The organism is Dyella terrae (genome assembly GCF_004322705.1).
Classification (GTDB): domain Bacteria; phylum Pseudomonadota; class Gammaproteobacteria; order Xanthomonadales; family Rhodanobacteraceae; genus Dyella_D; species Dyella_D terrae.
Map to the genome: position 1 here is coordinate 198,315 of NZ_SIZZ01000001.1, position 23,484 is coordinate 221,798.

Annotated in this window: 25 protein-coding genes; 15 read left to right on the forward strand and 10 right to left on the reverse strand. The window is 62.9% G+C overall.

What is annotated here, in order from left to right; genetic code table 11:
• The first annotated feature begins 131 nt into the window (after window positions 1-131).
• Together EYV96_RS00965 and EYV96_RS00970 are read left to right on the forward strand one after the other, a co-directional pair.
• The gene (locus tag EYV96_RS00965) at window positions 132-809 is read left to right on the forward strand and encodes a carbonic anhydrase (RefSeq protein WP_131149662.1); all 678 of its coding nucleotides are present in this window, start codon (window positions 132-134) and stop codon (window positions 807-809) included.
• 12 nt (window positions 810-821) lie between these two features.
• Entirely contained in the window at window positions 822-2,345 is a 1,524-nt protein-coding gene (locus EYV96_RS00970) for a SulP family inorganic anion transporter (RefSeq protein ID WP_131149663.1), read from the forward strand.
• 643 nt (window positions 2,346-2,988) lie between these two features.
• Here the strand turns inward: EYV96_RS00970 and nth are convergent.
• The 4 genes from nth to EYV96_RS00990 form a co-directional block, all read right to left on the reverse strand.
• Window positions 2,989-3,630 carry an endonuclease III gene (gene nth / locus EYV96_RS00975; protein WP_131149664.1) on the reverse strand — a complete coding sequence of 214 codons (642 nt, stop codon included), beginning with the start codon at window positions 3,628-3,630 and terminating at the stop codon, window positions 2,989-2,991.
• Window positions 3,627-4,244, reverse strand: coding sequence for an RnfABCDGE type electron transport complex subunit B (locus tag EYV96_RS00980; protein ID WP_131149665.1), 618 nt, complete (start codon window positions 4,242-4,244; stop codon window positions 3,627-3,629). Before EYV96_RS00980 ends, nth begins: the two co-directional genes overlap by 4 nt.
• 108 nt (window positions 4,245-4,352) lie before the next feature.
• On the reverse strand, window positions 4,353-6,449 hold the full coding sequence (gene metG, locus EYV96_RS00985; RefSeq protein WP_131149666.1) for a methionine--tRNA ligase: 2,097 nt from the start codon (window positions 6,447-6,449) through the stop codon (window positions 4,353-4,355).
• Between the two features lie 57 nt (window positions 6,450-6,506).
• Window positions 6,507-7,034, reverse strand: coding sequence for a metal-dependent hydrolase (locus EYV96_RS00990; RefSeq protein WP_131149667.1), 528 nt, complete (start codon window positions 7,032-7,034; stop codon window positions 6,507-6,509).
• 223 nt (window positions 7,035-7,257) lie between these two features.
• Here EYV96_RS00990 and EYV96_RS00995 point away from each other — a divergent pair, with 223 nt between their 5' ends.
• The 6 genes from EYV96_RS00995 to EYV96_RS01015 all read left to right on the forward strand — a co-directional run bounded on the left by EYV96_RS00995 (window position 7,258) and on the right by EYV96_RS01015 (window position 12,242).
• On the forward strand, window positions 7,258-8,406 hold the full coding sequence (locus EYV96_RS00995) for an MFS transporter (RefSeq protein ID WP_240732302.1): 1,149 nt from the start codon (window positions 7,258-7,260) through the stop codon (window positions 8,404-8,406).
• On the forward strand, window positions 8,403-9,026 hold the full coding sequence (locus EYV96_RS01000) for an HAD family hydrolase (protein WP_131149669.1): 624 nt from the start codon (window positions 8,403-8,405) through the stop codon (window positions 9,024-9,026). Before EYV96_RS00995 ends, EYV96_RS01000 begins: the two co-directional genes overlap by 4 nt.
• Window positions 9,023-9,805 (forward strand): DeoR/GlpR family DNA-binding transcription regulator, encoded by a 783-nt coding sequence (locus EYV96_RS01005; protein ID WP_131149670.1) that lies wholly within the window; start codon window positions 9,023-9,025, stop codon window positions 9,803-9,805. The genes EYV96_RS01000 and EYV96_RS01005 overlap by 4 nt, the downstream gene beginning before the upstream one ends.
• Window positions 9,806-9,919: 114 nt before the next feature.
• Window positions 9,920-10,045 (forward strand): hypothetical protein, encoded by a 126-nt coding sequence (locus EYV96_RS19000; RefSeq protein ID WP_276320303.1) that lies wholly within the window; start codon window positions 9,920-9,922, stop codon window positions 10,043-10,045.
• A 72-nt stretch (window positions 10,046-10,117) separates the two neighbouring features.
• A complete protein-coding gene (locus EYV96_RS01010) occupies window positions 10,118-11,323 on the forward strand; it encodes a YcaO-like family protein (protein WP_131149671.1) in 1,206 nt (401 codons plus the stop codon).
• Window positions 11,324-11,360: 37 nt separating this feature from the next.
• Window positions 11,361-12,242 (forward strand): class I SAM-dependent methyltransferase, encoded by an 882-nt coding sequence (locus tag EYV96_RS01015; protein ID WP_165488548.1) that lies wholly within the window; start codon window positions 11,361-11,363, stop codon window positions 12,240-12,242.
• A 47-nt stretch (window positions 12,243-12,289) separates the two neighbouring features.
• Here the strand turns inward: EYV96_RS01015 and EYV96_RS01020 are convergent, their stop codons facing one another.
• Window positions 12,290-12,736, reverse strand: a complete 447-nt coding sequence (locus tag EYV96_RS01020) for a DUF2147 domain-containing protein (protein WP_131149673.1) — start codon at window positions 12,734-12,736, stop codon at window positions 12,290-12,292.
• A gap of 137 nt (window positions 12,737-12,873) precedes the next feature.
• Between EYV96_RS01020 and apbC the strand changes: the two genes are divergently transcribed.
• Window positions 12,874-13,968, forward strand: coding sequence for an iron-sulfur cluster carrier protein ApbC (gene apbC, locus EYV96_RS01025; RefSeq protein ID WP_131149674.1), 1,095 nt, complete (start codon window positions 12,874-12,876; stop codon window positions 13,966-13,968).
• A gap of 72 nt (window positions 13,969-14,040) precedes the next feature.
• Here apbC and EYV96_RS01030 read toward each other — a convergent pair whose 3' ends face one another.
• On the reverse strand, window positions 14,041-14,646 hold the full coding sequence (locus EYV96_RS01030) for a hypothetical protein (RefSeq protein ID WP_205746060.1): 606 nt from the start codon (window positions 14,644-14,646) through the stop codon (window positions 14,041-14,043).
• 356 nt (window positions 14,647-15,002) lie between these two features.
• Between EYV96_RS01030 and dcd the strand changes: the two genes are divergently transcribed.
• Together dcd and EYV96_RS01040 are read left to right on the forward strand one after the other, a co-directional pair.
• A complete protein-coding gene (gene dcd / locus EYV96_RS01035) occupies window positions 15,003-15,569 on the forward strand; it encodes a dCTP deaminase (RefSeq protein ID WP_131149675.1) in 567 nt (188 codons plus the stop codon).
• A 133-nt stretch (window positions 15,570-15,702) separates the two neighbouring features.
• Window positions 15,703-16,206, forward strand: a complete 504-nt coding sequence (locus tag EYV96_RS01040) for a hypothetical protein (protein WP_131149676.1) — start codon at window positions 15,703-15,705, stop codon at window positions 16,204-16,206.
• 47 nt (window positions 16,207-16,253) lie between these two features.
• Here EYV96_RS01040 and EYV96_RS01045 read toward each other — a convergent pair whose 3' ends face one another.
• Complete coding sequence (locus EYV96_RS01045; RefSeq protein WP_131149677.1) at window positions 16,254-16,670, reverse strand: HIT domain-containing protein; 417 nt, start codon at window positions 16,668-16,670, stop codon at window positions 16,254-16,256.
• The gene (locus EYV96_RS01050; protein WP_131149678.1) at window positions 16,667-17,329 is read right to left on the reverse strand and encodes a dienelactone hydrolase family protein; all 663 of its coding nucleotides are present in this window, start codon (window positions 17,327-17,329) and stop codon (window positions 16,667-16,669) included. Before EYV96_RS01050 ends, EYV96_RS01045 begins: the two co-directional genes overlap by 4 nt.
• 107 nt (window positions 17,330-17,436) lie before the next feature.
• Between EYV96_RS01050 and rimO the strand changes: the two genes are divergently transcribed.
• The 4 genes from rimO (at window position 17,437) to EYV96_RS01070 (ending at window position 21,336) form a co-directional block, all read left to right on the forward strand.
• On the forward strand, window positions 17,437-18,756 hold the full coding sequence (gene rimO / locus EYV96_RS01055) for a 30S ribosomal protein S12 methylthiotransferase RimO (protein ID WP_131149679.1): 1,320 nt from the start codon (window positions 17,437-17,439) through the stop codon (window positions 18,754-18,756).
• Window positions 18,757-18,774: 18 nt separating this feature from the next.
• Window positions 18,775-19,581 (forward strand): DUF3025 domain-containing protein, encoded by an 807-nt coding sequence (locus EYV96_RS01060; RefSeq protein WP_131151439.1) that lies wholly within the window; start codon window positions 18,775-18,777, stop codon window positions 19,579-19,581.
• A 184-nt stretch (window positions 19,582-19,765) separates the two neighbouring features.
• The gene (gene phnD / locus EYV96_RS01065; protein WP_240732303.1) at window positions 19,766-20,770 is read left to right on the forward strand and encodes a phosphate/phosphite/phosphonate ABC transporter substrate-binding protein; all 1,005 of its coding nucleotides are present in this window, start codon (window positions 19,766-19,768) and stop codon (window positions 20,768-20,770) included.
• Window positions 20,771-20,835: 65 nt separating this feature from the next.
• On the forward strand, window positions 20,836-21,336 hold the full coding sequence (locus EYV96_RS01070; protein ID WP_131149680.1) for a hypothetical protein: 501 nt from the start codon (window positions 20,836-20,838) through the stop codon (window positions 21,334-21,336).
• Between the two features lie 54 nt (window positions 21,337-21,390).
• Here EYV96_RS01070 and greB read toward each other — a convergent pair whose 3' ends face one another.
• On the reverse strand, window positions 21,391-21,888 hold the full coding sequence (greB, locus tag EYV96_RS01075; protein WP_131149681.1) for a transcription elongation factor GreB: 498 nt from the start codon (window positions 21,886-21,888) through the stop codon (window positions 21,391-21,393).
• A gap of 18 nt (window positions 21,889-21,906) precedes the next feature.
• Entirely contained in the window at window positions 21,907-23,412 is a 1,506-nt protein-coding gene (locus EYV96_RS01080) for a helicase HerA-like domain-containing protein (protein ID WP_131149682.1), read from the reverse strand.
• Window positions 23,413-23,484 lie beyond the last annotated feature (72 nt).

The window sequence follows — 23,484 nt, forward strand, 5'->3', positions numbered from 1 at the left end:
GCGCGTTTTCCAGGCAGCCGTACTGCCTGTGCCTTCGTGCGCCTGCGCGCGCTGCCAGAAGGCTCCTCCTATCCGAATTCCCCTGTGGTGGCCGTTGGCCGCCCAAGTCCCCCTTTGCTTGGAGTAAGACCATGGAACGTTTGCTTGCCGGTTTTGAAAATTTTCGTCGCACCGTCTTTCCGGGGCAGCGTGAGCTGTTCAAGAAACTGGCGACGGGCCAGAGCCCGCATACCTTGTTCATTACGTGCGCCGATTCGCGCGTGATGCCTGAGATGATCTTTTCGGCGCTGCCGGGCGAGATTTTCGTTTACCGCAACATCGGCAACATCGTGCCGCCGTACGCCCAGCACGTCAGCGGTGTCGTCGCAGCCATCGAGTACGCGGTGAAAGTCCTCAATGTCCGCCACATCGTCATCTGCGGTCATTCCGACTGCGGCGCGATGAAAGCGCTCCAGGCGCCGGACAAGGTGCAGCACATGCCGTCGGTGGCGGCGTGGATGAAGCATGCGGACGTCGCGCGCTATGTCGTTGCCGAAAACTGCCCGGAACTCAAGGGCGATGAGGCGCTGCGTCGCCTGACCGAGGAAAACGTCGTCGGTCAGCTGGAGCATCTGCGCACGTTGCCCGCCGTTGCCGCCAGCATGGCCAACGGCACGCTGAGCATCCATGGCTGGGTGTATGACATTGCGAACGCTGACCTGCACATGTTCGACCCGAACAAGGGTCGCTTCGTGACGTTCGATCCCAACAGCAACGAAATGCCCGTGGCGACGCCGCATGCGCGTTTCGCCAGCGTGGCGGTTGGGTAAGGAGAACAATCCATGCGTGGTTACTTCACTTCAAACCTGTTCAGCCGTGACTTCCTTGGCTCGATCGTGGTTTTCCTGGTGGCGCTGCCCCTGTGTATGGGTATCGCCATTGCCTCGGGCATGCCGCCCGCCGCGGGCCTGATCACCGGCATCATCGGCGGCATCGTGGTGGGCTTCATTGCGGGTTCGCCGCTGCAGGTCTCCGGACCTGCAGCGGGCCTGGCGGTGCTGGTGTTCGAGTTGGTGCGCGAGCACGGCATCATGGCGCTGGGTCCCGTTGTCTTGCTCGCCGGTCTGATCCAGGTTGCCGCGGGCCTTTGTCGCGTCGGCATCTGGTTTCGCATGACATCCCCCGCTGTTGTCGCCGGCATGCTGTCGGGCATTGGCATCCTGATCGTGGCGTCGCAGGCGCACGTGATGCTGGACGCCAAGCCTATGGCGCGCGGTCTCGAGAACTTCACCGCGTTGCCGAGTGCCTTGCAGACAGCGTTCTCGGGTCAGGGCACCGGCATGGCCGCGCTGGGAGTTGGCCTTGCCACCATCGCGATCATGCTGGGCTGGGAAAAGCTGCGCCCGCAGAAGCTCCGCTTCGTGCCGGGTGCGTTGCTTGCCGTGGTGGCAGTGACGGCGTTCGTGCAGTTCCAGGGCGTGAACGTGAATAAGGTGGATGTGCCGAGCAATCTGTTCTCGGCCGTGTCATTGCCGACGTTCACTAGCCTCGGCAGCCTGCTTGAGCCTTCGTTGCTGATTGCCGCGCTCACCTTCGCATTCATCGCCAGTGCTGAGACATTGCTGTCCGCTGCTGCGGTCGATCGCATGCATGACGGTGCCCGTACCAACTACGACCGTGAGCTGACGGCGCAGGGCGTGGGCAACATGCTGTGTGGCTTCCTCGGCGCCTTGCCAATGACCGGCGTCATCGTGCGCAGTGCGGCCAATGTGCAGGCAGGTTCCGCGACGCGCATGGCGGCGATCATGCATGGTGGCTGGATCCTGGTCTTTGCGATGCTGCTTCCGTGGCTGATGCGCATGACGCCCGTCGCCTGCCTCGCCGGCATCCTCGTGTTCACCGGCATCAAGATGGTGAACTTCAAGCAGGTGAAGCAGTTCGCCGCCTACGGCAAGGGCACGGCACTGATCTTCGTGGTAACCACGGTTGCCATTGTGGCCACCGATCTGCTGGCAGGTGTGCTGGTGGGCTTCGCGCTGTCGTTGTTCCGTCTTGCGCTGCTTTCCTCGCGCCTGAAGGTCAACCTGGGCGAGCACGCCGAACCGGACTCGCGTTCGCTGCATCTGACGGGCATCGCCACCTTCCTCAAGGTGCCGTCGATGGCGCGCACGTTGGAACAGGTTCCGCCGAACACGCGTCTGCACGTCGTGATGGACGAGCTGCAGCATGTCGATCAGGCCAGCTTTGAGCTGCTGCGCGACTGGAGTCGCAATGCCAAGTCGCGTGGATGCGAGTTGGTAGTGGACTGGCACGAGCTGGAGCGTCGTGTCGAAGGGCAGGCTGGCGTTACCGCCAAGGCTGCCTGATGAGCATCGGTAGCCCGTTACATGGGTGCGGGCTACCGACTTGTGCCGTCCGTTTCGATGTTTCCTCCCCGACTGCCTCCCCCTTGGCATGGACATCGAAACGGACGGCGGTTTTTTCAAAGGCACCCGAGGCAAGGGGTAAGGGGTTGGCCGGAAGTGTCTCTGCCACGCCCGACCCGCACTGCTTGCTCCTTACTTCTTACGCTTTTCCCTTGTTGCACTTGTAGTAAGTGTCGGCGGCCGTTGCATGGGTGCAGCTCGCCGACTTTGGTAGCCGTTCGTTCCGTTGCATCACCCCCAGTGCCTCCCCCTTGGCACCGATCGGCGGAACGGACGGTGATTTTTTGATCACACGGCCCTTGTCGGATATCCGCATGCGATCTGTTCGCCGCAACGTCTTGCCTGCGTCAGCAACGGCCTGGACGCGACCGCACTTGCGCGCGCACAGCATCGAGTCACTTGAACAAGGCCACATGGCCGAAGGTCATGCGCTACGCAGGAACGCCCTGAAACGCGCCATCGAGCACATCACCCGAACCATCGGCGTCGCGTCTGGGAAGACGAGCTTGCCGCGCCAACGTTGGGAAGTGACGTGCAGCCATGATGCATTCGCGTAGGTCTGATGTCGTGCGGCGGTGCTTGCTTACTCCGCAGCGACGGTCTTGTCCTTGAACCGGCAAAGATCTCGAATCACACATTCGGGACAATTGGGCTTGCGTGCCTTGCACACGTAACGCCCGTGCAGGATCAGCCAGTGATGGGCGTCCTGCTTAAATTCCTTGGGAATGACCTTTTCCAGTTTGTCTTCGACAGCGCGGACATCCTTGCCTGGCGCGAGGCCCGTGCGGTTGGCGACGCGAAAGATATGCGTGTCGACGGCAATGGTTGGGTGGCCGAAGGCGGTATTCAGTACGACGTTCGCCGTCTTGCGACCCACGCCGGGAAGGGCTTCCAACGCCTCGCGCGTATCCGGCACCGCGCTGTCGTACTGATCGACCAGGATCTGGCACAGGGCGATGACATTTTTCGCCTTGCTGTTGAACAGGCCGATGGTGCTGATGTACTTCTTCAGCTTCTCCTCGCCGAGCTTCAGGATCGCACGAGGTGTGTTGGCCACGGGATAAAGCTTGCGCGTGGCCTTGTTGACACCCACGTCGGTCGCCTGGGCTGACAACACCACGGCGACCAGCAGCTCGAAAGGCGTGCTGTATTCGAGTTCCGTCGTGGGGTGCGGATCAAGTTCTTGCAGGCGGGTGAACAGTTCGACGATGTCGGCTTTCTTCACGGCTTGCGTTCCTGTTGCCGGGCCTTGGCACGAGCGAGCGCGGCCAGTACCGGGTTCTCCTTGATGGCAGCTACCTGGGCCTTTTGGGCAGCCAGGGCCGCTTCGCGTTCAGCGCGCTCCTCCGCCAATCGTGCTTCGCGTCGCTGGAAATGCGAACGTGCCGCATCGGCATGGTCCGGATCGTTGACCTGAGAGAGCGACATGGGCTCCAGCACGATGCAGTCGACGGGGCAGGCGGGTACACATAGTTCGCAGCCCGTGCAGTCGTCCGAAAGCACGGTATGCATCAACTTGGCAGCGCCGACGATAGCGTCCACCGGACAGGCCTGGATGCACTTGGTGCAGCCGATGCACTGGTTCTCCACCACGCGCGCAAGCATGCGCGGCTTTTCCACGCCATGCTCAGGATCGAGTGGAAGCGCGGGCAGAGTCAGGAGGGCGGCCAGTCGCGCGATACCTTCGGCCCCACCGGGCGGGCAACGATTGATCGGTGCTTCGCCCAGCGCGATGGCCTCGGCATAGGGGCGGCAGCCATGGAAACCACATTGCTCGCACTGCGTCTGCGGCAGTATGGCGTCGATACGATCTGCGAGGGTCGGTGCCGATGGGCTCATGACGTGCTTGGCGGAAGTGCCTGGCGAGTACGGTGGCATCGCTGCCCCCGTTGAAAACGATGAACAATAAACGGATGGGGGAGCGCGATCGGCGCGCTCCCCGCGATATCAACGAACCGTAGCGCCGGGCTGCGCGCCCTGATCAGCGTCCAGCAGGAACAAATCGGCGCCACCCTCACCTGCGGAAAGAATCATGCCTTCCGACAAGCCGAAGCGCATCTTGCGCGGCGCCAGGTTGGCGATGAAGACGACGTTGCGTCCAACCAGCTTTTCGGGCTCGCCGTAAGCGGCGCGAATGCCCGAGAAGATCTGGCGCTCGCCGAGCGGGCCGGCATCGAGCTGGAAGCGCAGCAACTTGTCCGAGCCATCGACAAACTCACAGGCAAGCACCTTGCCGATGCGCAGGTCGAGCTTGACGAAGTCGTCGATGTTGATGGTGGCGACGCCTTCGGCGGCTGGCTGGGCAGTGTCGGTCATGGTCTTGCTGGACTCCCTGGATTTCCTGGACAGAGGCTTGGGTTGAACTTCCGGGGCGCCGAGCGACTCGCGGGACGCCTCCACCATGGCCTCGATGTTCTTGCTGTCGATGCGACTGAGCAGAGGCTCGAACGCGTTGACAGTGTGATTGTGCAGTTCGGCGCAGGCATCGTCGAATCCGTTGATCGGTGCGGCGAGAAAGCGCTCGGCAGCGGCGACGGTCTCCGGCAGCACGGGCTTGAGCAGGCCGCCAAGCATGCGGAAAGCGGCCAGCGCAAACGAGCACACCTGATGGAGCTCTTCCGTGCGGGCCGGATCTTTTGCCATGACCCAGGGCGCCTTGGTGGCGATGTGCCCGTTGACCAGGTCGGCCATCAGGACGAATTTGCGCATCACTTCGGCGAACTCGCCCTGGTCGTAAAGCGCGGCGACGTCACTGTAGTGGCTCAGCAAGACGTGCCACAGCTCCGCTTCTTCCTTGCCGAATGCGGGCGCAAGGCGACCTTCGAAGTGCTTGGCGATGAAGCCCGCGGTACGGCTGGCGATGTTTACCCACTTGCCGACCAGATGCGAATTGACGCGATCCTCGAACGACTTAAGGTCCAGGTCGACGTCGACCGGCGTGTCGCCGAGCATCGTGGCGAAGTAGTAGCGCAGGAATTCCGGGTGCAGGTTGTTGTCGAGGAAAGTGCGCGCCTTGATGAAGGTGCCGCGCGACTTGGACATCTTCGCGCCGTTGACCGTCAGGTATCCATTGACGTGCAACGCCGTGGGCGTGCGCAAACCCGCGCCATGCAACATGGCCGGCCAGAACAGGCCGTGGAAGTTGATGATGTCCTTGCCGATGAAGTGATGCATTTCCGCGCGACTGCTGGCCGCCAGGAAATCGTCGAACTTGAGGCCCGTGCGATCGCACAGGGCCTTGAAGCTGGCGAGGTAGCCGATCGGTGCGTCCAGCCAGACATAGAAGTACTTGCCCGGCGCATCGGGAATGGGAAAGCCGAAGTAGGGCGCATCACGTGAGATGTCCCAGTCCTTCAGGCCACCGTCCAGCCATTCGGCCAGCTTCGCCACGACGCTGCTGTTGGCGACCGGCTTGCCGTCGGTGAACTTGCCGCCAAACCAGTCGCGCAGCAGTGGCTCGAACTTGCTGAGTTCGAAGAAGTAGTGCTCCGAATCGCGAAGCACTGGCGTGGCGCCGGACATCACCGAGTACGGGTTGATCAGGTCGGTCGGGGCGTACGTCGCGCCGCAGTTCTCGCAGTTGTCGCCGTACTGGTCGGCCGTGCCGCAATTGGGGCAGACGCCCTTGATGTAGCGATCCGGCAGGAACATGTCCTTTTCCGGATCGAACAGCTGCTGGATGCTGCGGCGGGCGATATAGCCGGCATCGCGCAGGCGCGTGTAGATCATCGACGCCAGCTCGCGATTTTCTTCCGAGTGGGTCGAGTGATAGTGGTCGAAGGCCACGCCAAACGCGGCGAAGTCCGCCTCGTGCTCGACGCGAATGCCTTCGATATACGCCTCTGGCGTGAGCCCGGCCTTCTCGGCCGCCAACATGATGGGCGTGCCGTGCGCATCGTCCGCGCACACGTACACCGTCTCGTTGCCCTGCATTCGCTGCGCGCGCACCCAGATGTCAGCCTGGATGTAGCCCAGCATATGACCCAGGTGCAGCGGGCCGTTGGCATAGGGCAGGGCGTTCGTAACGAGGAGTCGGCGGGACATGGCTTCGTGGGCGGTGAGTGGATTGAACATTATGGCATGGGGTGCCAAATGAGGGCGTCAGCGTCGTTTCGCGCGTCCCACGGCCCAGGCGAGTGCACCCAGTAGCACGCAGGGCAGCCAGACCCAGGCCATCTCCGAAACGAGCGTGTGCAGGCCAGCGGTGCTGAGGAAGCGCGCCCCGATCGGAGATACCTCAATCGGGCGCCAGGAAAAAAAGAAGCGATCGGGTTCGAAGGGCCATGCGAGCGCGACGCCGCGCCCGCCGTTGGTCATGGCGTCCAGCAATGGGTGGGAGAGCGCGGAGGCGCCCACAAAGAGTCCCGCCAGCCAGCCCGGTGCGCGAAGACTGCGTCGGCCGAGCACCGCCAGTAGCCCGAGGGATGCCGCGAACACCACCGAGTGCGTGGCGCCGCGGTGACCGAAGTCGCTGGCATAGGGAATGCCCAGCCAGAACGACACGACATCGGCATCGGGAAGCATCGCTGCAACGGCTCCGGCCACCATCAACTGTCGGGATACGCGATGCGGGCCGGCGGCGAGTCCGGCCGTCAGTGGCAAAAGGGCATGCGTGATGATGGTTGGCATGGCGGTCGGGTTCCTTGTGACGGATGCCTTCGTCCGGTTATCGCCGGAACGTGGCCATGATGTCCGGGTCTTTGTTCCCAGTCGATGGCCGCCGTCGGGGGCACGGAAAGGGCAGGTGGGTCGAGCTCGCCCTGCGTCGGTTGCTGATGTGTGCATGATTGTGTATAGTCATGCACGAAGTTTCCGATTTCTTTGGACCCTCATGCCCCCGCCGAGTATCCCCATGCCCTCAGGCCCGACCGCGATCCGGGCCACGCGACTCATCTTCCTGCTATCCGGCATCGCCATGTCGGCCTGGGCGCCCATGGTGCCTTACGCCAAGACGCGCCTCGGTCTGGACGACGCCCAGCTGGGCCTCCTCCTGCTGGCGTTTGGCGGTGGCTCGATGGTTTCAATGCCCTTCGTCGGCTGGCTGAGTCATCGCTTCGGCAACCGCCGGGTCATCGTCACCTGCGGCTTGTTGCTCAGCCTGGCCCTGCCGGCGCTGGCCACGGCCAGCCATGTGATCACTTTGCTGGTCGCCTTGCTCTACTTCGGCGTCATGCTTGGTGCGGTGGACGTGGCGATGAATGCGCATGCAGTGGAAGTGGAGCGCATGGAGCGACGCGTGCTGATGTCGGGCTTTCACGGGCTTTTCAGCGTAGGCGGCCTCGCTGGCGCAGCGGGGATGAGTGCCATGCTGGCGCTCGGCGTCCCTTTGATGGCCTCCAGTGTCGTGGTCACCGCGCTCATCGTCGTCATCGTGCTGACGCAACGTTCGGGATTGCTTCCGGGCGTCGCCAGGGACGACGTGAAAGACAGCGTGTTCCGGGTGCCGGGTCTGCTGGTCATTCTGCTGGGCATGCTGTGCTTCGTGAGTTTCCTGGCAGAAGGATCCATGCTTGACTGGAGTGCGGTGTTCCTCAGGGATTTCCGCGGCTTCACTGCGGCAGGCGCGGGCATTGGCTACGCCTGCTTCTCCGTTGCCATGGCCGCAGGACGCCTCACGGGCGACCAGGTCGTGCAGCGAATTGGTCCCGAGTGGGCCGTGCGAGGCGGTGCACTACTGGCAGCAACCGGCTTCCTTCTCGCAGCTGGCATCGCGTGGCCGGGAGCCTCCTTGTTCGGATTCGTGCTGATCGGCCTGGGCGCATCCAACATCGTGCCCGTTATGTTCAGTGCGGCCGGCCACATGCCGGGCGCCTCGCCGGCCATCTCCATCGCGACAGTGACGACGCTTGGCTATGCGGGTCTGCTTAGTGGTCCCGCCTTGATCGGTTTCATTTCGCACGGCAGCAGCCTGCCGATGGCGCTCGGCACAGTGTCCGGCATGCTCATGCTGGTCGCAGGCGCGGCGCGCATCGTACGCCCTCGTCAGGAGAAAACGGCATGATTGATACGGTGGTTTTCGATCTGGGTGGCGTTCTGATCGACTGGAACCCTCGCCACTTCTTCCGCCCGGTTTTCAACGACGACGAGGCGATGGAGCATTTTCTCGCGCACGTCTGCAATCAGGCATGGAACGAGCAGCAGGATGCTGGCCGCTCGTGGCATGAGGCGACGGCGATGTTGGTCAGCCAGTTCCCGGAGCACCAGGCGATGATCGAAGCCTATCGGACAGGATGGGAAAAGATGCTCGGCGGCGTGTTTCAGGACACGATCGATATCCTTGCCGAACTCCGCGCCGCGGGCATCCGCCTCTATGCGCTGACCAACTGGTCGCATGAAACCTTTCCTATCGCGCTGGAGCGCTACGAATTCCTGCAGTGGTTCGAAGGCATCGTGGTGTCGGGCGAGGAGCATCTGATCAAGCCAGACGCACGCATCTTCGACGTGCTGCTCCAGCGCTACGCTATCGATCCGGATCGGGCGTTGTATGTCGACGATTCGGCTCGCAACGTGGACGCGTCCCGCGCACTGGGTATGCGCGCGTGGCAGTTCCAGGGTGCGGGCGGCTTTCGGGATTGGCTTGTCGCGCATGGCGTTCTGGCCCGCGCAGGAGGCGTGCCATGAATACGCCCGTGGACGCGCTGCCGGAGGAGCGGCAGCGGTTGATCATCGAGCGTTTGCGTCAGCGAGGACGTGTTGTTGCCGTTGAGCTGGCTCGCGAGTTTGACGTTTCGGAAGATTCCATCAGACGAGATCTGCGCGAGCTCGCTGCGCAAGGTTTGTGCAAACGCGTCTACGGCGGTGCACTGCCGCTGTCTGCCGCGGTTGCTCCGCTGAAAGAGCGTCGCCAGGAAAACGTCATGCGCAAACAGGCGCTGGCGCGAAAGGCGGCGACGCTCGTGCGCGCCGGCCAGATCCTGATGATCGACGCGGGCACGACGAACTCCGCCATTGCCGCAGCCTTGCCAGACCATCTGGACCTGACGGTGGTCACCAATGCACCGGACATCGCGCAGGTCCTGATGGAGCGGGAAGGCTTCGAGATCCTGCTCATCGGGGGGCGCATTGATCCTCGTGTGGGTGCGACGGTCGGCGCTCAGGCTCTGCAGGAAATCGAACAGATTCGAGCGGACATTTGCTTTCCTGGCGCCTGCGCCATGGATGCCGAGAGTGGCCTGTGGGGATTCGACAGCGAGGAGACGCGGCTCAAGCGCGCCATGGTCCGTGCGTGCGGCGAAACGGTCGTGGTCGTCACGTCGGACAAAATCAACACGGTGGCCACTTATCGCATCGCAGAGACCGCCGATGTCCAGCACATCGTCGTGGAAGGCGATACGGATGGGTCGATCGTCGCATCACTGACCGCGCGGGGACCGCAGGTGCATCGCGCCGATGAGGGGTGATCCCTTCATGTAATGCTCATTGAGGCTTCATGTCTTGGCGTTGCGCAGCCATCGCCAGCAGCGATGATGGTTCTCGCCGCAACGCCGCGGCGCAAACCACAAGGAGCAAGCATCATGGGTTATGTCATGAGTGGCCTCTCGAACCCGCTCAATCGCGAGCAGGTCGTCAACGCCGAGGGTGTGGTGCAGGACGTGGAGTTGTCCGCCGAAGAGCTCGCCGAGCTTCAGCGACAGGATTGATGGCTGGATCCAGCCTCAGAAGGCAGCCCCCTCGTTCGAGGGGGCTCTGATGCCCGCCACGTGAGTTGCACCATGTCGAATGATGTCGAGCGCGAATTCAGCCTGGACGAGGCCGAGCGTCGTATCGATCGATTTGTCCATGCCGAGGGCTTGTCGTGGCGCCTGCGCATGCACGGTGAGCGGCACGGCGTATGCCTGGCTCGGCTCACCCGCGGGCAGGATGTCATCCATCGCGGTGCCGGCAAAGGGAAGCTTCGGTCGGCTCTCGTCGGGGGCAAATACGAAGCCGTCGAGCACTGGCTCACCGAACGCTGGGGAGGGCGCCATGCCTGCGTCGTTCCCGTGGATAAGGCCGCAGAACAGGCAACGACCGACCACCTTCCGATGGCGCTGCTGCGCGAACAGCCGGGCGCCCGGATTGCCTGCCGAACATACACCCGGCTCGGTGACGGCGCGACGACGCTTCAACCTTTGTCACTGGCTCTGCCCGGGTATGAGCGCCAGCGCCTTGCGGGTGACACCTTCGACTATCGGCATCTGCGCCGTTACGCAAGCAACAGTGGCACCGCGATGGGCGGCAACGTCGCCGAAGCGACGCTGCACGCTCTCAATGAGTGCATCGAACGTGATGCACTGTCGCTGTTCCTGCTTACCCACTTCTACTACCGCTCCGGCAGCCCCTTGCGCAGGGTCGATCTCAGCCAGGTTCCGGATGACCTTGGCGTGCTGATCGATGATATTCGCGGCATCATCGGGGCCGAGCTGGTCCTCCTCAATATCTCCACGGGTTTTGGCGTGACGACTTGCCTCGCTTTCGCGCATGCGACGTATGACGGACCGCATGTCTATGGCGCCGGCGCGTCGCTGAGCCCCATCCACGCGGCTTTTCGGGCACTGTCCGAACTGCTGCAGGTGCACCTGGCCGTCTCGAATGGCTGGTGCGGTGACGATCTTGCACTGGCGCAAGCGTCGTTGCGTGGGTTTCCGGCGCTGTACCGTGCACTGATGTTCAGCGTGAACGCGCTCCAGGGGTCTTCCATGGAATCGGAGCGGCTCGACGGCGATGTCCGTCGGCCACTTGATCATCAGATCGAAACGATTGTCGAAGCCCTGGCCGGCCGTGGGTTTCACGCGGCTGCCTGCGTGCTTGGCGAGACGGATGAAGGGCTGGCACTCGTCAACGTCACGGTGCCGGGTTTCGAGCGCTTTTTCGTCGTGGGAAGCGGCAACGTCGTGCTGCCCGGCGGGCGTGGGAAGTTGGCAGCGCAGACGGCATGAGTGGCCGCTGGCGATGTCGATAACGGATGCCGAAGCGATGCGCGCCGTCACCCATGCGGTCTCGATCGAGCATGGTTACGCCGGCTGGCATCCATGGTTCGTGCTTCGCGCGCAAGGGCAGGATTGGGTGGGTCGGCGTGCGCTCGCTGCGCCAATGAAAAGCGGGTGCGCGTTCAGCCTGGTCGATGCGAGCATGCTTCGGGGAAGGCTTCTCGCCATGTCCGCGCACGGCGGCGATCTTCATGTGGCCTATGAAGTTGCCGAACGGTCTGCCTGCGTGCGTTTCTTCAATGAGGCAGAGGCATGCAGCGATACGTCCCTGGTGTTTCCTCACCCATGCATGGCGGACGATGGCAGCGAATTTGTCGTTCCCTCGACGGCATGGGAGCCCACCGCGAGGCTGGTCGAGACACTGGATGCGGGCGAACAGCATTTTCGCGAGTTTGCCATTGCCTGCTTGCGATCATTCGCCGGGCCGGGCTCGCTTGTTTACGATCCGGCTTGTTCGACGGGCGCATTCATCGCATCCGTGGCGCGCGCATTTCCGAATCTTCGGTGTCTGGGTTCAGACGTATCCGCGCCAATGGTGGCCCTCGCGACCGCGCGCTTTAGCGAACCGAATCTTGATTTCGCCGTCGCCTGCGCCAGTCAGCCGCGTTGTATCGCCGGGAGTTGCGATGCGCTGATCGTGCGGTTTCTCAACGCCGAAGTCGTTACACGAAAGGAGGCGGAGGTCTACTTTCGCTCGCTGGCGACGCTGCTGCGCCGAGGTGGCCGCATGTTTGTCTTCGGGCATACGCCGGTGCTTATCAACCCCGAGGCTCATGCGGCTGAGCTTGGCTTGCGCCTGCTGGCGCGCGTGGGGCGATTACCTGGAAAAAATGCGTTGTTCCAGTTCTACATCCTGGAGGCAACCTGAGTGCAGCGAGGCGACGGTCATCGACATGACCGTCGCCTCGCGGCGCATTATTCCTCGCGCACCCACACCTGGCTGCGGCCGATCAGCGAGAAGCCGATGTAGCCATGCACGTCGAGCTTCGTGCCGTTTTCCATGGTCTTGAGCTTGACCTTGTAGACCTTGCCGTTCTTCGGGTCGAGGATCTTGCCGCCATCCCATTCGTCGCCATCGGCCTTGACGCCCCACATGATCACCATGCCTTCCACGGGCTGGTTCTTGCGGTCGCCGTCGCATTCCTTGCAGACCGGATGCGGACCGTCGTCGGACTGGAGCACCTTGAGCACCTTGCCTTGCAGTTCGCCATTGGTTTCGGTGATCTGCACGATGGACTTGGGCTGCTTGGTCTTGTCGTCGATGGTCTTCCAGGTACCGACCGGTGAGTTGTTGGCCGCGAACGCGGCGGCGGCGCCCAGCAACAGGCCGGTGGCGATGGCAAAGCGAAGCACTGACTTCATGGAGTCCTCCCGTACGAAAGAGTATGGATGGAGACTGACGAGCCGCCGTTCCCCCGTCAAGCTGCAATGCGCAAGGCCCGGCTGGGTCGCCATGGCTGGCATAATGTCGTCCCCCTTCGTGCTTTCAGACCATTCCCATGACCCAGGCAAGTGAAGCCCTGGTTCGCCAGATTCTCGGCGAACTTTCCGATTCCCATACCGGTGCACCGGTTGCCGAAAGCCTGCGGGCGGTCGGTGTCGACGGCGCGCGCGTGTCGGTGGATCTGCAACTGGGTTATCCGGCGCAGGGCGGCGTGGCGGAACTCAGTCAGCGCATCAAGCAAGCCCTTGAAGCCGATCCGGCCATCGACAGCGCTTCGGTGTCGCTGACCAGCCGCGTTTACTCCCACAAGGTGCAGGGTGCGCTCGCGCCGCTGCCCAATGTGAAGAACATCATCGTGGTGGCGTCGGGCAAGGGTGGCGTGGGCAAGTCGACCGTGTCGGCCAACCTGGCGCTGGCCCTGCAGGCAGAAGGCGCGCGCGTGGGCATCCTCGACGCCGACATCTATGGCCCCAGCCAGCCGCGCATGCTGGGTATCAGCGGCAAGCCGGAGTCGCCGGACGGCAAGACCATCACGCCGATGCAGGCGCACGGTTTGCAGGCCATGTCGATCGGTTTCCTGGTGGACGAAGAGACGCCGATGATCTGGCGCGGCCCGATGGTCACGCAGGCCATGATGCAGTTGTTGACCGACAGCCGCTGGGAACAGCTCGACTACCTCGTCATTGACCTTCCGCCGGGTACGGGCGACATCCAGCTCACGCTCTCGCAAAAGGTGCCCGTGGCTGGCGCGGTCATTGTCACCACGCCGCAGGACATCGCATTGCTCGATGCGCGCAAGGCGCTGAAGATGTTCGAGAAAGTGGAAGTGCCGGTGCTGGGTATCGTCGAGAATATGGCGACGCATATCTGCACGAACTGCGGACACGAAGAACCCATTTTCGGCGCGGGTGGCGGCGAGCGCATGGCCGGTCAGTACAACGTGCCGTACCTGGGTTCGTTGCCGCTGGACATCCGCATCCGCGAACAGGCCGACAGCGGTACGCCCGTCGTCGCGGCCCTGCCGACCTCGGATCTTACGGCGCGCTATCGCGACATCGCGCGCAATGCGGCGGGTCGACTGTCGAAGCAGCCACGGAACAAGTCTCTTGGCCTGGGCAAGATCGTGGTGCAAGGCGCACCGTCAACCTGACGCAAAAGACGGGCGCCCTGGGGCGCCCGTCTCGTATCAGCAGCGTGCCGGCCATCGGCACGCCCTTCCGGGTTACGCGCCAAGCTTCTTCTGGTGATGGATGGCGCGGCTGGTGTGGTTTTCGGAGCGCTGAATCTGCTTCTGCTCCCCGCGGCTGACGTGGCCGTTGGCCCCGGCAACGCGCTCTTCATGGTCGATATGCGCTTCACGGCCCTGCAGCTTGGCGGTCTGCGCGTCATTGAGTGAACCGCTGCGCACGCCCTGGTCGACGCGCTTTTCCTGGTTCACATCGCGCTGGACGTCCGAGGCCATGCGACGCGACGACTTCGAGTCCGGGTTCTGGCCGCGGTTGTTGTGCGTATCGCGATAGATGTCTTTGCTCTGCACGTTTTCGGCGTGCTGGATCTGCGCCTGTTCCTTCTGGGTCAGCGGGCCGTTCTTGAGATCGTGCTGCTCCATCCGGTCGACGTGTGCCTGACCCTGTTCCAGCTGGGAGGTTTCCCTGGTGGTGAGCTGGCCGTCCTTGACGCCGTTCTCGATGCGTTCCTGCTGATCGACATTGCGCTGTACGTCGTGATTGACCGGCGCCTCCTGGGCGCTGGCCACGGCCGTGAAGCCAAGGCTGGTGAGGATGGCGGCGGCCAGGGCGATGCGGGTGAGGGTGGAACGGTTCGACATGACGCTCTCCTGTGAGTGTCCGAGGTGGATTTGCTAACCCGGGTGTTGCGGAGAACGGGGGCCGCGGAGCCGTGTTGACGTAGGTTGACGGGCGATATTTAGCGCTCGCTCAGTTTGGATGAGATCCTGTGGCGTCGAAAAAAAATAGGTATATCAATGGCTTGTGGCGCGAGACTTGCGGTCCGCTGACGAAAATTCGGTGAGTGAAGGAGTGTTGCGCGGGGCTGCTGACGAAGTCCCCTCCTTGTGAAATCGTCCGAAGCCGACTGGCGGGGTATCGACCGATCCGCTATTTTCCGGGGCTTGTGTCCGTCCACCCTCGCGCGGTGGGCGAAGCCAAGGCATTGGGAGCCCGAGTGAGCATCAAATCCGATAAGTGGATCCGCCGCATGGCGGAGCAGCACGGCATGATCGAGCCGTACGAGCCGGGGCAGATCAAGATCCGCAACAACGACAAAATCGTGTCCTACGGCACCTCCAGCTACGGCTACGACGTGCGTTGCGCCGACGAGTTCAAGGTCTTCACCAACATCAACTCGACCATCGTCGACCCGAAGAACTTTGAGCAGGGCAACTTCGTCGACATCAAGTCGGACGTCTGCATCATCCCGCCCAATTCCTTTGCGCTGGCCCGCACGGTCGAGTACTTCCGGATCCCGCGCAGCGTGCTCACCATTTGCCTGGGCAAGAGCACTTACGCGCGTTGCGGCATCATCGTCAACGTGACGCCCCTCGAGCCGGAGTGGGAGGGCCACGTGACACTGGAATTCTCCAACACGACGCCGCTCCCCGCGAAAATCTACGCCAACGAAGGCGTGGCGCAGATGCTGTTCCTGGAGTCGGACGAAGAGTGCGAGACCAGCTACCGCGATCGCGGCGGCAAATACCAGGGCCAGACGGGCGTCACCCTGCCGCGCACCTGAAGGATCTTGCGTCCATCGCGTCACGCGCGGTGCGACGCAGCTGAATGCAGGCCATGTGGCTTCGCGATGCCCGGCCCGCACAGCGTTACACTCCGTTCATTACACACACACCGATTGATTGCTGGAGACACGCATGATCCGTTCAACCACGCTGCTGGGCCGCGTCGCCGCTGCCATCCTGCTGGGCAGCATGCTGGTGCTTGCCGGTTGCCATCGCGGCGACACCAAGAGCGCCGAAGTCAAGACGGACTCGGTCAAGAGCCAGTTCGATACCACCATCCAGGCTTACAAGAGCGGCCAGTTCCTGGTGGACGGCGCCGTGCTGTCGGCGCTGGATACGGGCAGCCACTTCGCCTACCTGAAGGACCAGGGTCGCTTGCCCAAGACCGTGCTGCTCGAGCGCAGCGATGATTCGAAGATCCGCAAGCAGCATCTCGAATTCATGGCGCGCATGCAGCTCGACTATGGTTTCACCGTGTATTACGACGACGGTGGCCAGTTGAAGAAAATCAACCCGGTCGAGACCAAGGCTCGCGAGCTTGAGGATTACCATGCGCCGGTCAAGATGAATGACGAACTGAAGGGCAAGAGCGCCAGCGACAGCGGTTACGACCCGTCGCAGCGTCAGCAGCAGTAAGGCTGCCGCTTCCCAGGAAAAGGCCCGCGAAAGCGGGCCTTTTTTGTTCATATCCTCAGTGCGTTCCTCAGTTCGCCCAGGAGGGCGTCGCGATCCTCGTCGTCGTACGAGTGCGCAGGACCACTGCCCCAGACGGGGCCCGGCCACGCAGCGTCGCCCTCGCGACGGCCGACGACGTGAACATGCAACTGTCGCACGATGTTGCCCAGCGCACCGATATTGAGCTTATCGAACGGTGCAACGCTGCGCAGCGCGGCAGCCGCTGCATTCACCTCTTGCCACAGCTCGATCTGCGCGCTTTCGGGGAGGTCGGCAATCTCCACCAGTCCCGTGCGCCGGGGCACCAGCACCAGCCAGGGGAAGCGAGTGTCGTTCATCAGCAGCACGTCACAAAGCGGCAGCTGGCCAACGGCGCGAGTGTCGGCGGCAAGCCGGGTGTCGAGAACAAAGCCGGGGGTGCTCATGCCAGATGCTGTCCGAAAAAGCCGAGGGTGCGCTCCCAGGCCAGGCTGGCGCTGGCCGGGTCGTACTGGGCGCCGATGTCGCGATTGAAGGCGTGGTCGGCGGGGTAGGTGAAGATGTCCATCTGAGGCAGCATCTGGCGGTGCTTCTCCACCATGTCCGGCGGAATGCTCTTGTCGTGTTCGCCGAAGTGGAACATCACCGGCGCCTTGGGTGTTTCGCCCAGGAACGGCACGTTGCGCGCGCCGTAGTAGCTCACCGAGGGCAGCCCCAGGCGGAAGGCTGAGAGCATCGCCACAGTCCCGCCCCAGCAATAGCCGACCGTGCCGATCTTCCCGGCCGAGGCGATGGCTTCCGCGGCGCTGGCGACGTCTTCCACGGCCCGGTCCAGGCCCAGCTCGGTGACAAGGGCCTTGCCGCGCTGCATGCCTTCCTGATCGTAGGCAAGCTCCAGCCCCGTCTCAAGGTGGTCGAAGAATGCCGGCGCGATGGCTACATAACCGGCTTCGGCGAAGCGATCCGTGACCCGACGAATGTGGTCATTGACCCCGAAAATCTCCTGGATGACCACGATGCCCCCCTTGGGCTTGCCGTCGGGTTTGGCCATATAGGCGCCGATGCACTGCATGCGGGTGGTATTGAGCGACAGCGTCTGGCCCATGGTGAGGCTCCTGGAAGGGGCGAAATCGGGAATTCTACCGACGCAGGCAATGGGCCCGCCCTGACGTATAATGTCTGGTTTCCTGCATGTTTACGGTTGATCAGCCCATGTCCCAGGCGTCCCCCAAGATCGGCTTCGTCAGCCTCGGTTGTCCGAAGGCCCTGGTCGATTCCGAGCGCATCCTCACCCAGCTGAAGGTCGAGGGCTACGAAATCGTGCCCAGTTACGACGCTGCCGATGCCGTGGTGGTCAACACCTGTGGCTTCATTGATGCCGCTGTGCAGGAGTCGCTTGATGCGATCGGCGAGGCGCTGCACGAAAACGGCAAAGTGATCGTCACCGGTTGCCTGGGCAAGCGTTCGGAGTTGATCCGGGAGGCCTATCCGGACGTGCTCGCGATCACCGGTCCCCAGGACTACAGCAGCGTGATGAGTGCCGTGCATTCGGCCTTGCCGCAGAAGCGCAACCCTCTGCTGGACATCATTCCGGACACCGGCATCAAGCTGACGCCCAAGCATTACGCGTATCTGAAGATCTCGGAAGGCTGCAATCATCGCTGCAGTTTCTGCATCATCCCGTCGATGCGCGGTGATCTGGTATCGCGCCCGGTGGACGAGGTGCTGATCGAGGCCGAGAAGCTGGTGAAGGGCGGCGTCAAGGAGCTGCTGGTGATTTCGCAGGACACCAGCGCTTATGGCGTCGACCTCAAGTATGCCGAGCGCCAGTGGCGCGACAAGCGCTATCGCACGCGCATGACGGAACTGTGCGAAGGATTGTCCGAACTCGGTGTCTGGACGCGACTGCACTATGTCTATCCGTATCCGCATGTCGACGAAGTCATGCAGTTGATGTCCGACGGAAAGCTGCTGCCGTACCTGGACATCCCGTTCCAGCATGCCAGCCCGCGCATCCTCAAGCTGATGAAGCGTCCGGGCAACATCGAGAAGACCCTGGAGCGCGTGCGCAACTGGCGCAAGGCCGTCCCCGATCTCACCATTCGAAGCACCTTCATCGTGGGGTTCCCTGGCGAAACGGACGAGGAATTCGAGGAATTGCTCGACTTCCTGCGCGAAGCCGAGCTGGATCGCGTGGGTGCGTTCGCCTACTCGCCGGTCGATGGTGCCAAGGCCAACGAGTTGCCGGGCGCTGTGTCCGAGGAACTCAAGGAAGATCGCCTTGAGCAGTTCATGGCTGTGCAGGCCGAGATTTCTGCGGCGAAGCTGCAGCGCAAGGTGGGCAAGACGCTCAAGGTGCTCGTCGATGAAGTGAGTGCCGCGGGTGCCGTGGCACGCTCCGCCGCCGATGCGCCGGAAATTGACGGCGTGGTGCATATCCCCCAGGGCGTGCTGCTGAAGCCTGGTCAGTTCGTGGACGTGGTGGTGGAGTCCGCCGACGAGCACGACCTGCACGCTCGTTTGGCCATCTAAACGTCCGTGGCTTCCGCGATGCGCTATGTGGCGCCGGCGCGGGAGTCCGTCGATCCCGTGGTGCATGCGAGGCAGCCCCTGGCTGACTGGCATGCCTACGCCGATTGCCTGCGGCGGCCGGCATGGCCCTCCGTCGTGGAGCTCAATGCCTTGCTGCCTCCCGGTGCCGGCCATCGTTTCGTCGCCCAGACGCGTGACTTGCTGGACGATGGCCTGCATTACGAGTCGCGGATTCACGCGCAGGGTGCCATCGCAACGCGCGAGGCGAACTGGCATGACCTGTTCAATGCGCTGATCTGGATTCGCTATCCGGCCATCAAGCGCGCGCTCAACGCCAGGCAGGTGGCCGAGATCGCCCATATGGGGCCGCAAATGCGCTCGCGCGCGCAGTACGCGCTGACCCACTTCGACGAAGCAGGGGTCATCGTTGCGCTCGACGACCTCAGCTTGATGTCGCTTTGGGATGCCCACGACTGGCACGGCTTGTTCTGGCGTCATCGCGACGCATGGCGGGACGGTCGTGCGCGACTTTGCGTGTTCGGACACGCCTTGCTGGAGCATGCATTGACGCCGGATAAGCTGCTGGTCGGCAAGGCGATTGCTGTCCATGCCAACGGCCGGCCGTTAGACGTCATCATCGATCAGTGCGCCGGGGCCATCCAGCGCGGTGACATTCTGAACGACCCGCTGGACTTGCGCCCCTTGCCACTGTCCGGCCTGCCGGGCTGGCGCGAGGACAGCGAGATCGAAGTCTTTCATCGCACGGTCGCCTGTTACCAGCCCAGGCGGGCGGACAGGATCTACCCGCCGCCCCTGATCACGTGACGCCGGGCTTGTCCGCCGCGTCTCTGGCAAGTCCAACGTTGTCATGACGCCCGGCAGGGGTTCATTGCCCTCAACCCGTATCACGGCTATATAAAGCCCACGGGGGATGGTCTGTTGGGGAAGGGTCGATATGGAAATGACAGCGTCGTGGCCGCGCTCGTTGCGCGCACGATGGAAGGCCGCGGTGCGCTCCTGGGTCTGCCTGGCCATGATGGCCGGGTTGGCTGTGCCCGTGGCGCACGCGCAGAACGCGGGCAAGGGAATCGCTCCCCAGTCCCCGATCCGCTTCGGCATCCTGCCGATCGGCAGTGCGTCCGAGTCACGTGATCAATGGCGGCCTCTGCTGGAGGATCTGGAAAAGCGCCTGGGCCATCCGGTGACGGCGGTGTCCGTGAGCAGCTACAGCGGTCTGTCGTCGGCGATCGGCGAACAGCGCGTGGACATGGCGTTTCTTTCCGGGCGACTGGCGATCGAGGCGGTTACCAAGCAGCACATGAGTGTGATCGCGCAGTTCGTGCGCAACGATGGTGCGAAGGGAAATGTCGGCTTGCTCATCGTTCGGGCGGATGGCCCGATTCGCAGCTTGCAGGACGTGCTCGCCCATCCCGGCAAATGGCGATACGCACGTGGTGAGCCGCTTTCCGTGACGGGCTATGTTGCGCCGGAGGCGGAAGTGTTTGCGCCGCGCGGACTCAATTCCGATACGTTCTTCGCAAGCGTGCGGGTGGGCAACCACCAGAACAACGCCCTGGCCGTCGTCAACGGCGAAGTGGACATCGCCAGTGGCAACAATCCCGACCTCGATCTGTTCCGCCGCACCTTTCCCAGTGAAGGCGCCCAGTTGAAAGTGATCTGGCGTTCGACCCTGATCCCGTCCGGCGTCCTGGTGGTGCGCGATGGCATGGAAGAGCCGCTCAAGAGCCAGTTGATCGCCTTCATGCAGAACTATGGGAAAAGCGCTGGCGCAGGAGGCGACCGTGAGCGGGCCAACCTCGGTCGGGTCCCCGATCTGGCCGGCTTTGCCCCGGCCAGCAGTCGGGTTCTTCAGCCGTTTGTGGACATGGAGTACACATTGCAACGACAGCAGGTGCAGCACGGTCGGTGGGTGAGCGAATCGGCTCGCGCAGCACGACTGCAGCAGATCGAGGTGGACCACAAGAACACCCTGGCCCTGCTGCAATCGCGCTAAGCCGTTCATCGTAGGTGGCGTGGCATGTGCGATGCTGCGCGCCCGGTTTACCTGGAGAATCTATCGTGACCACGCTTTGGCCCGCTGTCCGCAAGTCCTTCCACCGTCTGGCGATCGCCGCACTCGTCGCATGGGCGATGGGGCCTGCCGTCAGCTTCGCGCAATCGGGTCAGCCGACCTTGCCTGATTCCGACAAGCAGGCGATCAAGGATTACAACCTCACCGAAGACGTGCTCACGCGCCTCGCCGCCGCCACCAAGGACGCGCGCCAGATGGGCATCAAGCCGCAGGCTGCGCCCGATCCGAGCAAGGTCCATAACCTGGACGATCTGGCCAACCAGGCGATTGCCAGCGATCCGAAGATCGGCCCGCTGATCAAGAAGTACGGATTTACGCCGCGCGATTTCATGATCGCCAATATCGCGCTGGTCAATGCGATCATCGTGGTGCAGTCGCGCAGCAACCCGGACATGGCCAAGTCGATCGACCAGTCCAAGGTCAACATGAACAACGTGGTGTTCATCGAGCAGCACCAGCAGCAGATTCAGGCGATGATGCAGCAGTAATGCCTGTGGCGGTGTCGCTCCGGGTGCCGGAGTGACACCGTTTCGGCGTAAGCCTCAGTAGCTCACGTCGATGATGACGAAGCGTGTCTTTCCGCCGGGCAGTTCCGCCTCGAACTCGTCATCGAGCCGCTTCTTGAGCGCGGCGCGCGCCAGCGGCGAATCCACGCTGATCCAGCCCAGTTTTGCGTCGGTTTCGTCCGGTCCGACAATGCGATAGATGACGCTTTCGCCCGTTGCCGCATTCTCCAGTTCAATGCGCGCGCCGAAAAAAATCACTTCCTGGTCGGCGGGCGAACCCTCGGCCACCTTGAGTACCGGAATGCGTTTGCTCAGGTAGCGTACGCGGCGGTCGATTTCCCCGAGTTGTTTTTTGCGGTAGGTGTACTCCGCATTCTCTGAGCGATCGCCTTCGGCGGCCGCGGCGGCAAGCGCTTTTACCACCTCTGGCCGTAACGTATGCCAGAGGTGATCGAGTTCTGATTTCAGCTTTTCAAACCCATCGCGCGTGATGATCGCGGTGGATGAAGGGGAGGGTGGGCGCCAACGACTCATGATGCGTGCACCGATCTGTCAGCGCTTGCCGCCGAAAATGCCACCCAGCACGCCGCGCACGATCTGCTGGCCCAGGCGAGAACCGATGGTGCGACTGGCAGATTTGGCCATGGCCTCGATCATGCCCTGGCGGCGGCCGCTTCCCAGCAGTACATCCTTGACGGTGTCGCTCCAGCCGGTGCCTTCTTCGGTGGCCTGTGCACTGGTCGTGCGTTTGCCTGCCGGGACCGGCGCGGCCACTTTCTCGCTCGCGCGTGCTGCCAGGAGCTCGGCGGCGGATTCGCGATTGATCGCCGTGTCGTACTTCGTTCCGACGGGGGATCGCTGGCGCACGGCACTGCGTTCGGCCTCGGTGATCGCGCCGATGCGCGCGCAGGGCGAGGTCACCAGCACTTGTTCCACGGGCGAGGGCACGCCGCCGTCGCGCAAGGTTGAGGCGAGCGCTTCACCGACGGCGAGCTGGGTAATCGCTTGGGCGACGTCCAGTTTTGGATTCGTGACGAAGGTTTCCGCGGCGGCTTTCACGGCCTTCTGGTCGCGCGGCGTGAAGGCGCGCAGGGCGTGCTGGACGCGATTGCCAAGCTGGCCAAGGATGTTGCCTGGCACGTCGTCCGGATTCTGCGAGCAGAAATAGACACCGACACCCTTGGACCGGATCAGTCGAACGACCTGTTCCACGCGCTGGAGCAAAGCGGGCGGCGCGTCGTCGAACAACAGGTGCGCTTCATCAAAGAAGAACACCATCTTCGGTTGATCGAGGTCGCCGACTTCCGGCAATTGTTCAAACAGCTCGGACAGCAACCACAACAGGAAAGTCGAATAGAGGCGTGGTTTCAGTATGAGCTGGTCGGCGGCGAGAATGTTGATGACGCCGCGGCCGCTCATGTCCTGGCGCATCAGGTCGGCGAGCTCCAGTGCGGGCTCTCCGAAGAACTGATCGGCGCCGTCCTGTTCGAGTTTGAGTACGGCGCGTTGAATCGCCGCGATGCTCTGCGTGCTGACCAGGCCATATTTGGCAGAAATGTCTTTCGCGTTTTCGGAGGTGAATCCGAGCATGGACCGAAGGTCATCCAAATCCAGCAGCAGCCAGCCGTTGTCGTCGGCCACTTTGAAAATGACTTCAAGCACGCCTTCCTGCGTGTCGTTCAGCTCGAGGACGCGGCCGAGAAGCGTCGGGCCCATCTCGCTGATGGTGGCGCGCACAGGATGGCCGAGCTTGCCGTAGATGTCCCAGAAAATGACCGGATTGGCCTGCGGCTTCCAGTCGTTCAGGGCCAGCCTGGCCAGGCGCGCCCTGAGCTTGTCGCCCGGCTCCCCGGCGGCCATCGATAGTCCGGCCAGGTCACCCTTGGCGTCGGCGAGGAAGCAGGGCACGCCAAGCTTCGAGAATCCTTCGGCCAGCACCATCAGTGACACGGATTTACCGGTGCCGGTGGCGCCGGCGATCATGCCGTGGCGATTGCCGTAGCGCGCGTCCAGATTGACGCTGGTGCTGTCGTTGCGGCCGATCAGAATGTCAGTCATGTGGATCCGTCCGGAAGGGGCGAGGCGATTGTAGCCACAGTGGCTGAATCCGCGTGCGCAAGCCGGTGCGGA

Excerpts from the sequence above, each read along its gene's own strand:
- EYV96_RS00995 (WP_240732302.1), top strand. The coding sequence starts at position 7,258 with ATGCCCTCAGGCCCGACCGCGATCCGGGCCACGCGACTCATCTTCCTG.
- EYV96_RS00990 (WP_131149667.1), bottom strand. The coding sequence starts at position 7,034 with ATGCCAACCATCATCACGCATGCCCTTTTGCCACTGACGGCCGGACTC.
- EYV96_RS19000 (WP_276320303.1), top strand. The coding sequence starts at position 9,920 with ATGGGTTATGTCATGAGTGGCCTCTCGAACCCGCTCAATCGCGAGCAG.
- EYV96_RS01045 (WP_131149677.1), bottom strand. The coding sequence starts at position 16,670 with ATGAGCACCCCCGGCTTTGTTCTCGACACCCGGCTTGCCGCCGACACT.
- EYV96_RS00980 (WP_131149665.1), bottom strand. The coding sequence starts at position 4,244 with ATGAGCCCATCGGCACCGACCCTCGCAGATCGTATCGACGCCATACTG.
- EYV96_RS00970 (WP_131149663.1), top strand. The coding sequence starts at position 822 with ATGCGTGGTTACTTCACTTCAAACCTGTTCAGCCGTGACTTCCTTGGC.
- EYV96_RS01020 (WP_131149673.1), bottom strand. The coding sequence starts at position 12,736 with ATGAAGTCAGTGCTTCGCTTTGCCATCGCCACCGGCCTGTTGCTGGGC.
- EYV96_RS01050 (WP_131149678.1), bottom strand. The coding sequence starts at position 17,329 with ATGGGCCAGACGCTGTCGCTCAATACCACCCGCATGCAGTGCATCGGC.
- greB (WP_131149681.1), bottom strand. The coding sequence starts at position 21,888 with ATGAGTCGTTGGCGCCCACCCTCCCCTTCATCCACCGCGATCATCACG.
- EYV96_RS01080 (WP_131149682.1), bottom strand. The coding sequence starts at position 23,412 with ATGACTGACATTCTGATCGGCCGCAACGACAGCACCAGCGTCAATCTG.
- EYV96_RS00965 (WP_131149662.1), top strand. The coding sequence starts at position 132 with ATGGAACGTTTGCTTGCCGGTTTTGAAAATTTTCGTCGCACCGTCTTT.
- EYV96_RS01010 (WP_131149671.1), top strand. The coding sequence starts at position 10,118 with ATGTCGAATGATGTCGAGCGCGAATTCAGCCTGGACGAGGCCGAGCGT.
- rimO (WP_131149679.1), top strand. The coding sequence starts at position 17,437 with ATGTCCCAGGCGTCCCCCAAGATCGGCTTCGTCAGCCTCGGTTGTCCG.
- metG (WP_131149666.1), bottom strand. The coding sequence starts at position 6,449 with ATGTCCCGCCGACTCCTCGTTACGAACGCCCTGCCCTATGCCAACGGC.
- EYV96_RS01005 (WP_131149670.1), top strand. The coding sequence starts at position 9,023 with ATGAATACGCCCGTGGACGCGCTGCCGGAGGAGCGGCAGCGGTTGATC.
- EYV96_RS01030 (WP_205746060.1), bottom strand. The coding sequence starts at position 14,646 with ATGTCGAACCGTTCCACCCTCACCCGCATCGCCCTGGCCGCCGCCATC.
- EYV96_RS01000 (WP_131149669.1), top strand. The coding sequence starts at position 8,403 with ATGATTGATACGGTGGTTTTCGATCTGGGTGGCGTTCTGATCGACTGG.
- EYV96_RS01040 (WP_131149676.1), top strand. The coding sequence starts at position 15,703 with ATGATCCGTTCAACCACGCTGCTGGGCCGCGTCGCCGCTGCCATCCTG.
- EYV96_RS01015 (WP_165488548.1), top strand. The coding sequence starts at position 11,361 with ATGCGCGCCGTCACCCATGCGGTCTCGATCGAGCATGGTTACGCCGGC.
- EYV96_RS01060 (WP_131151439.1), top strand. The coding sequence starts at position 18,775 with ATGCGCTATGTGGCGCCGGCGCGGGAGTCCGTCGATCCCGTGGTGCAT.
- apbC (WP_131149674.1), top strand. The coding sequence starts at position 12,874 with ATGACCCAGGCAAGTGAAGCCCTGGTTCGCCAGATTCTCGGCGAACTT.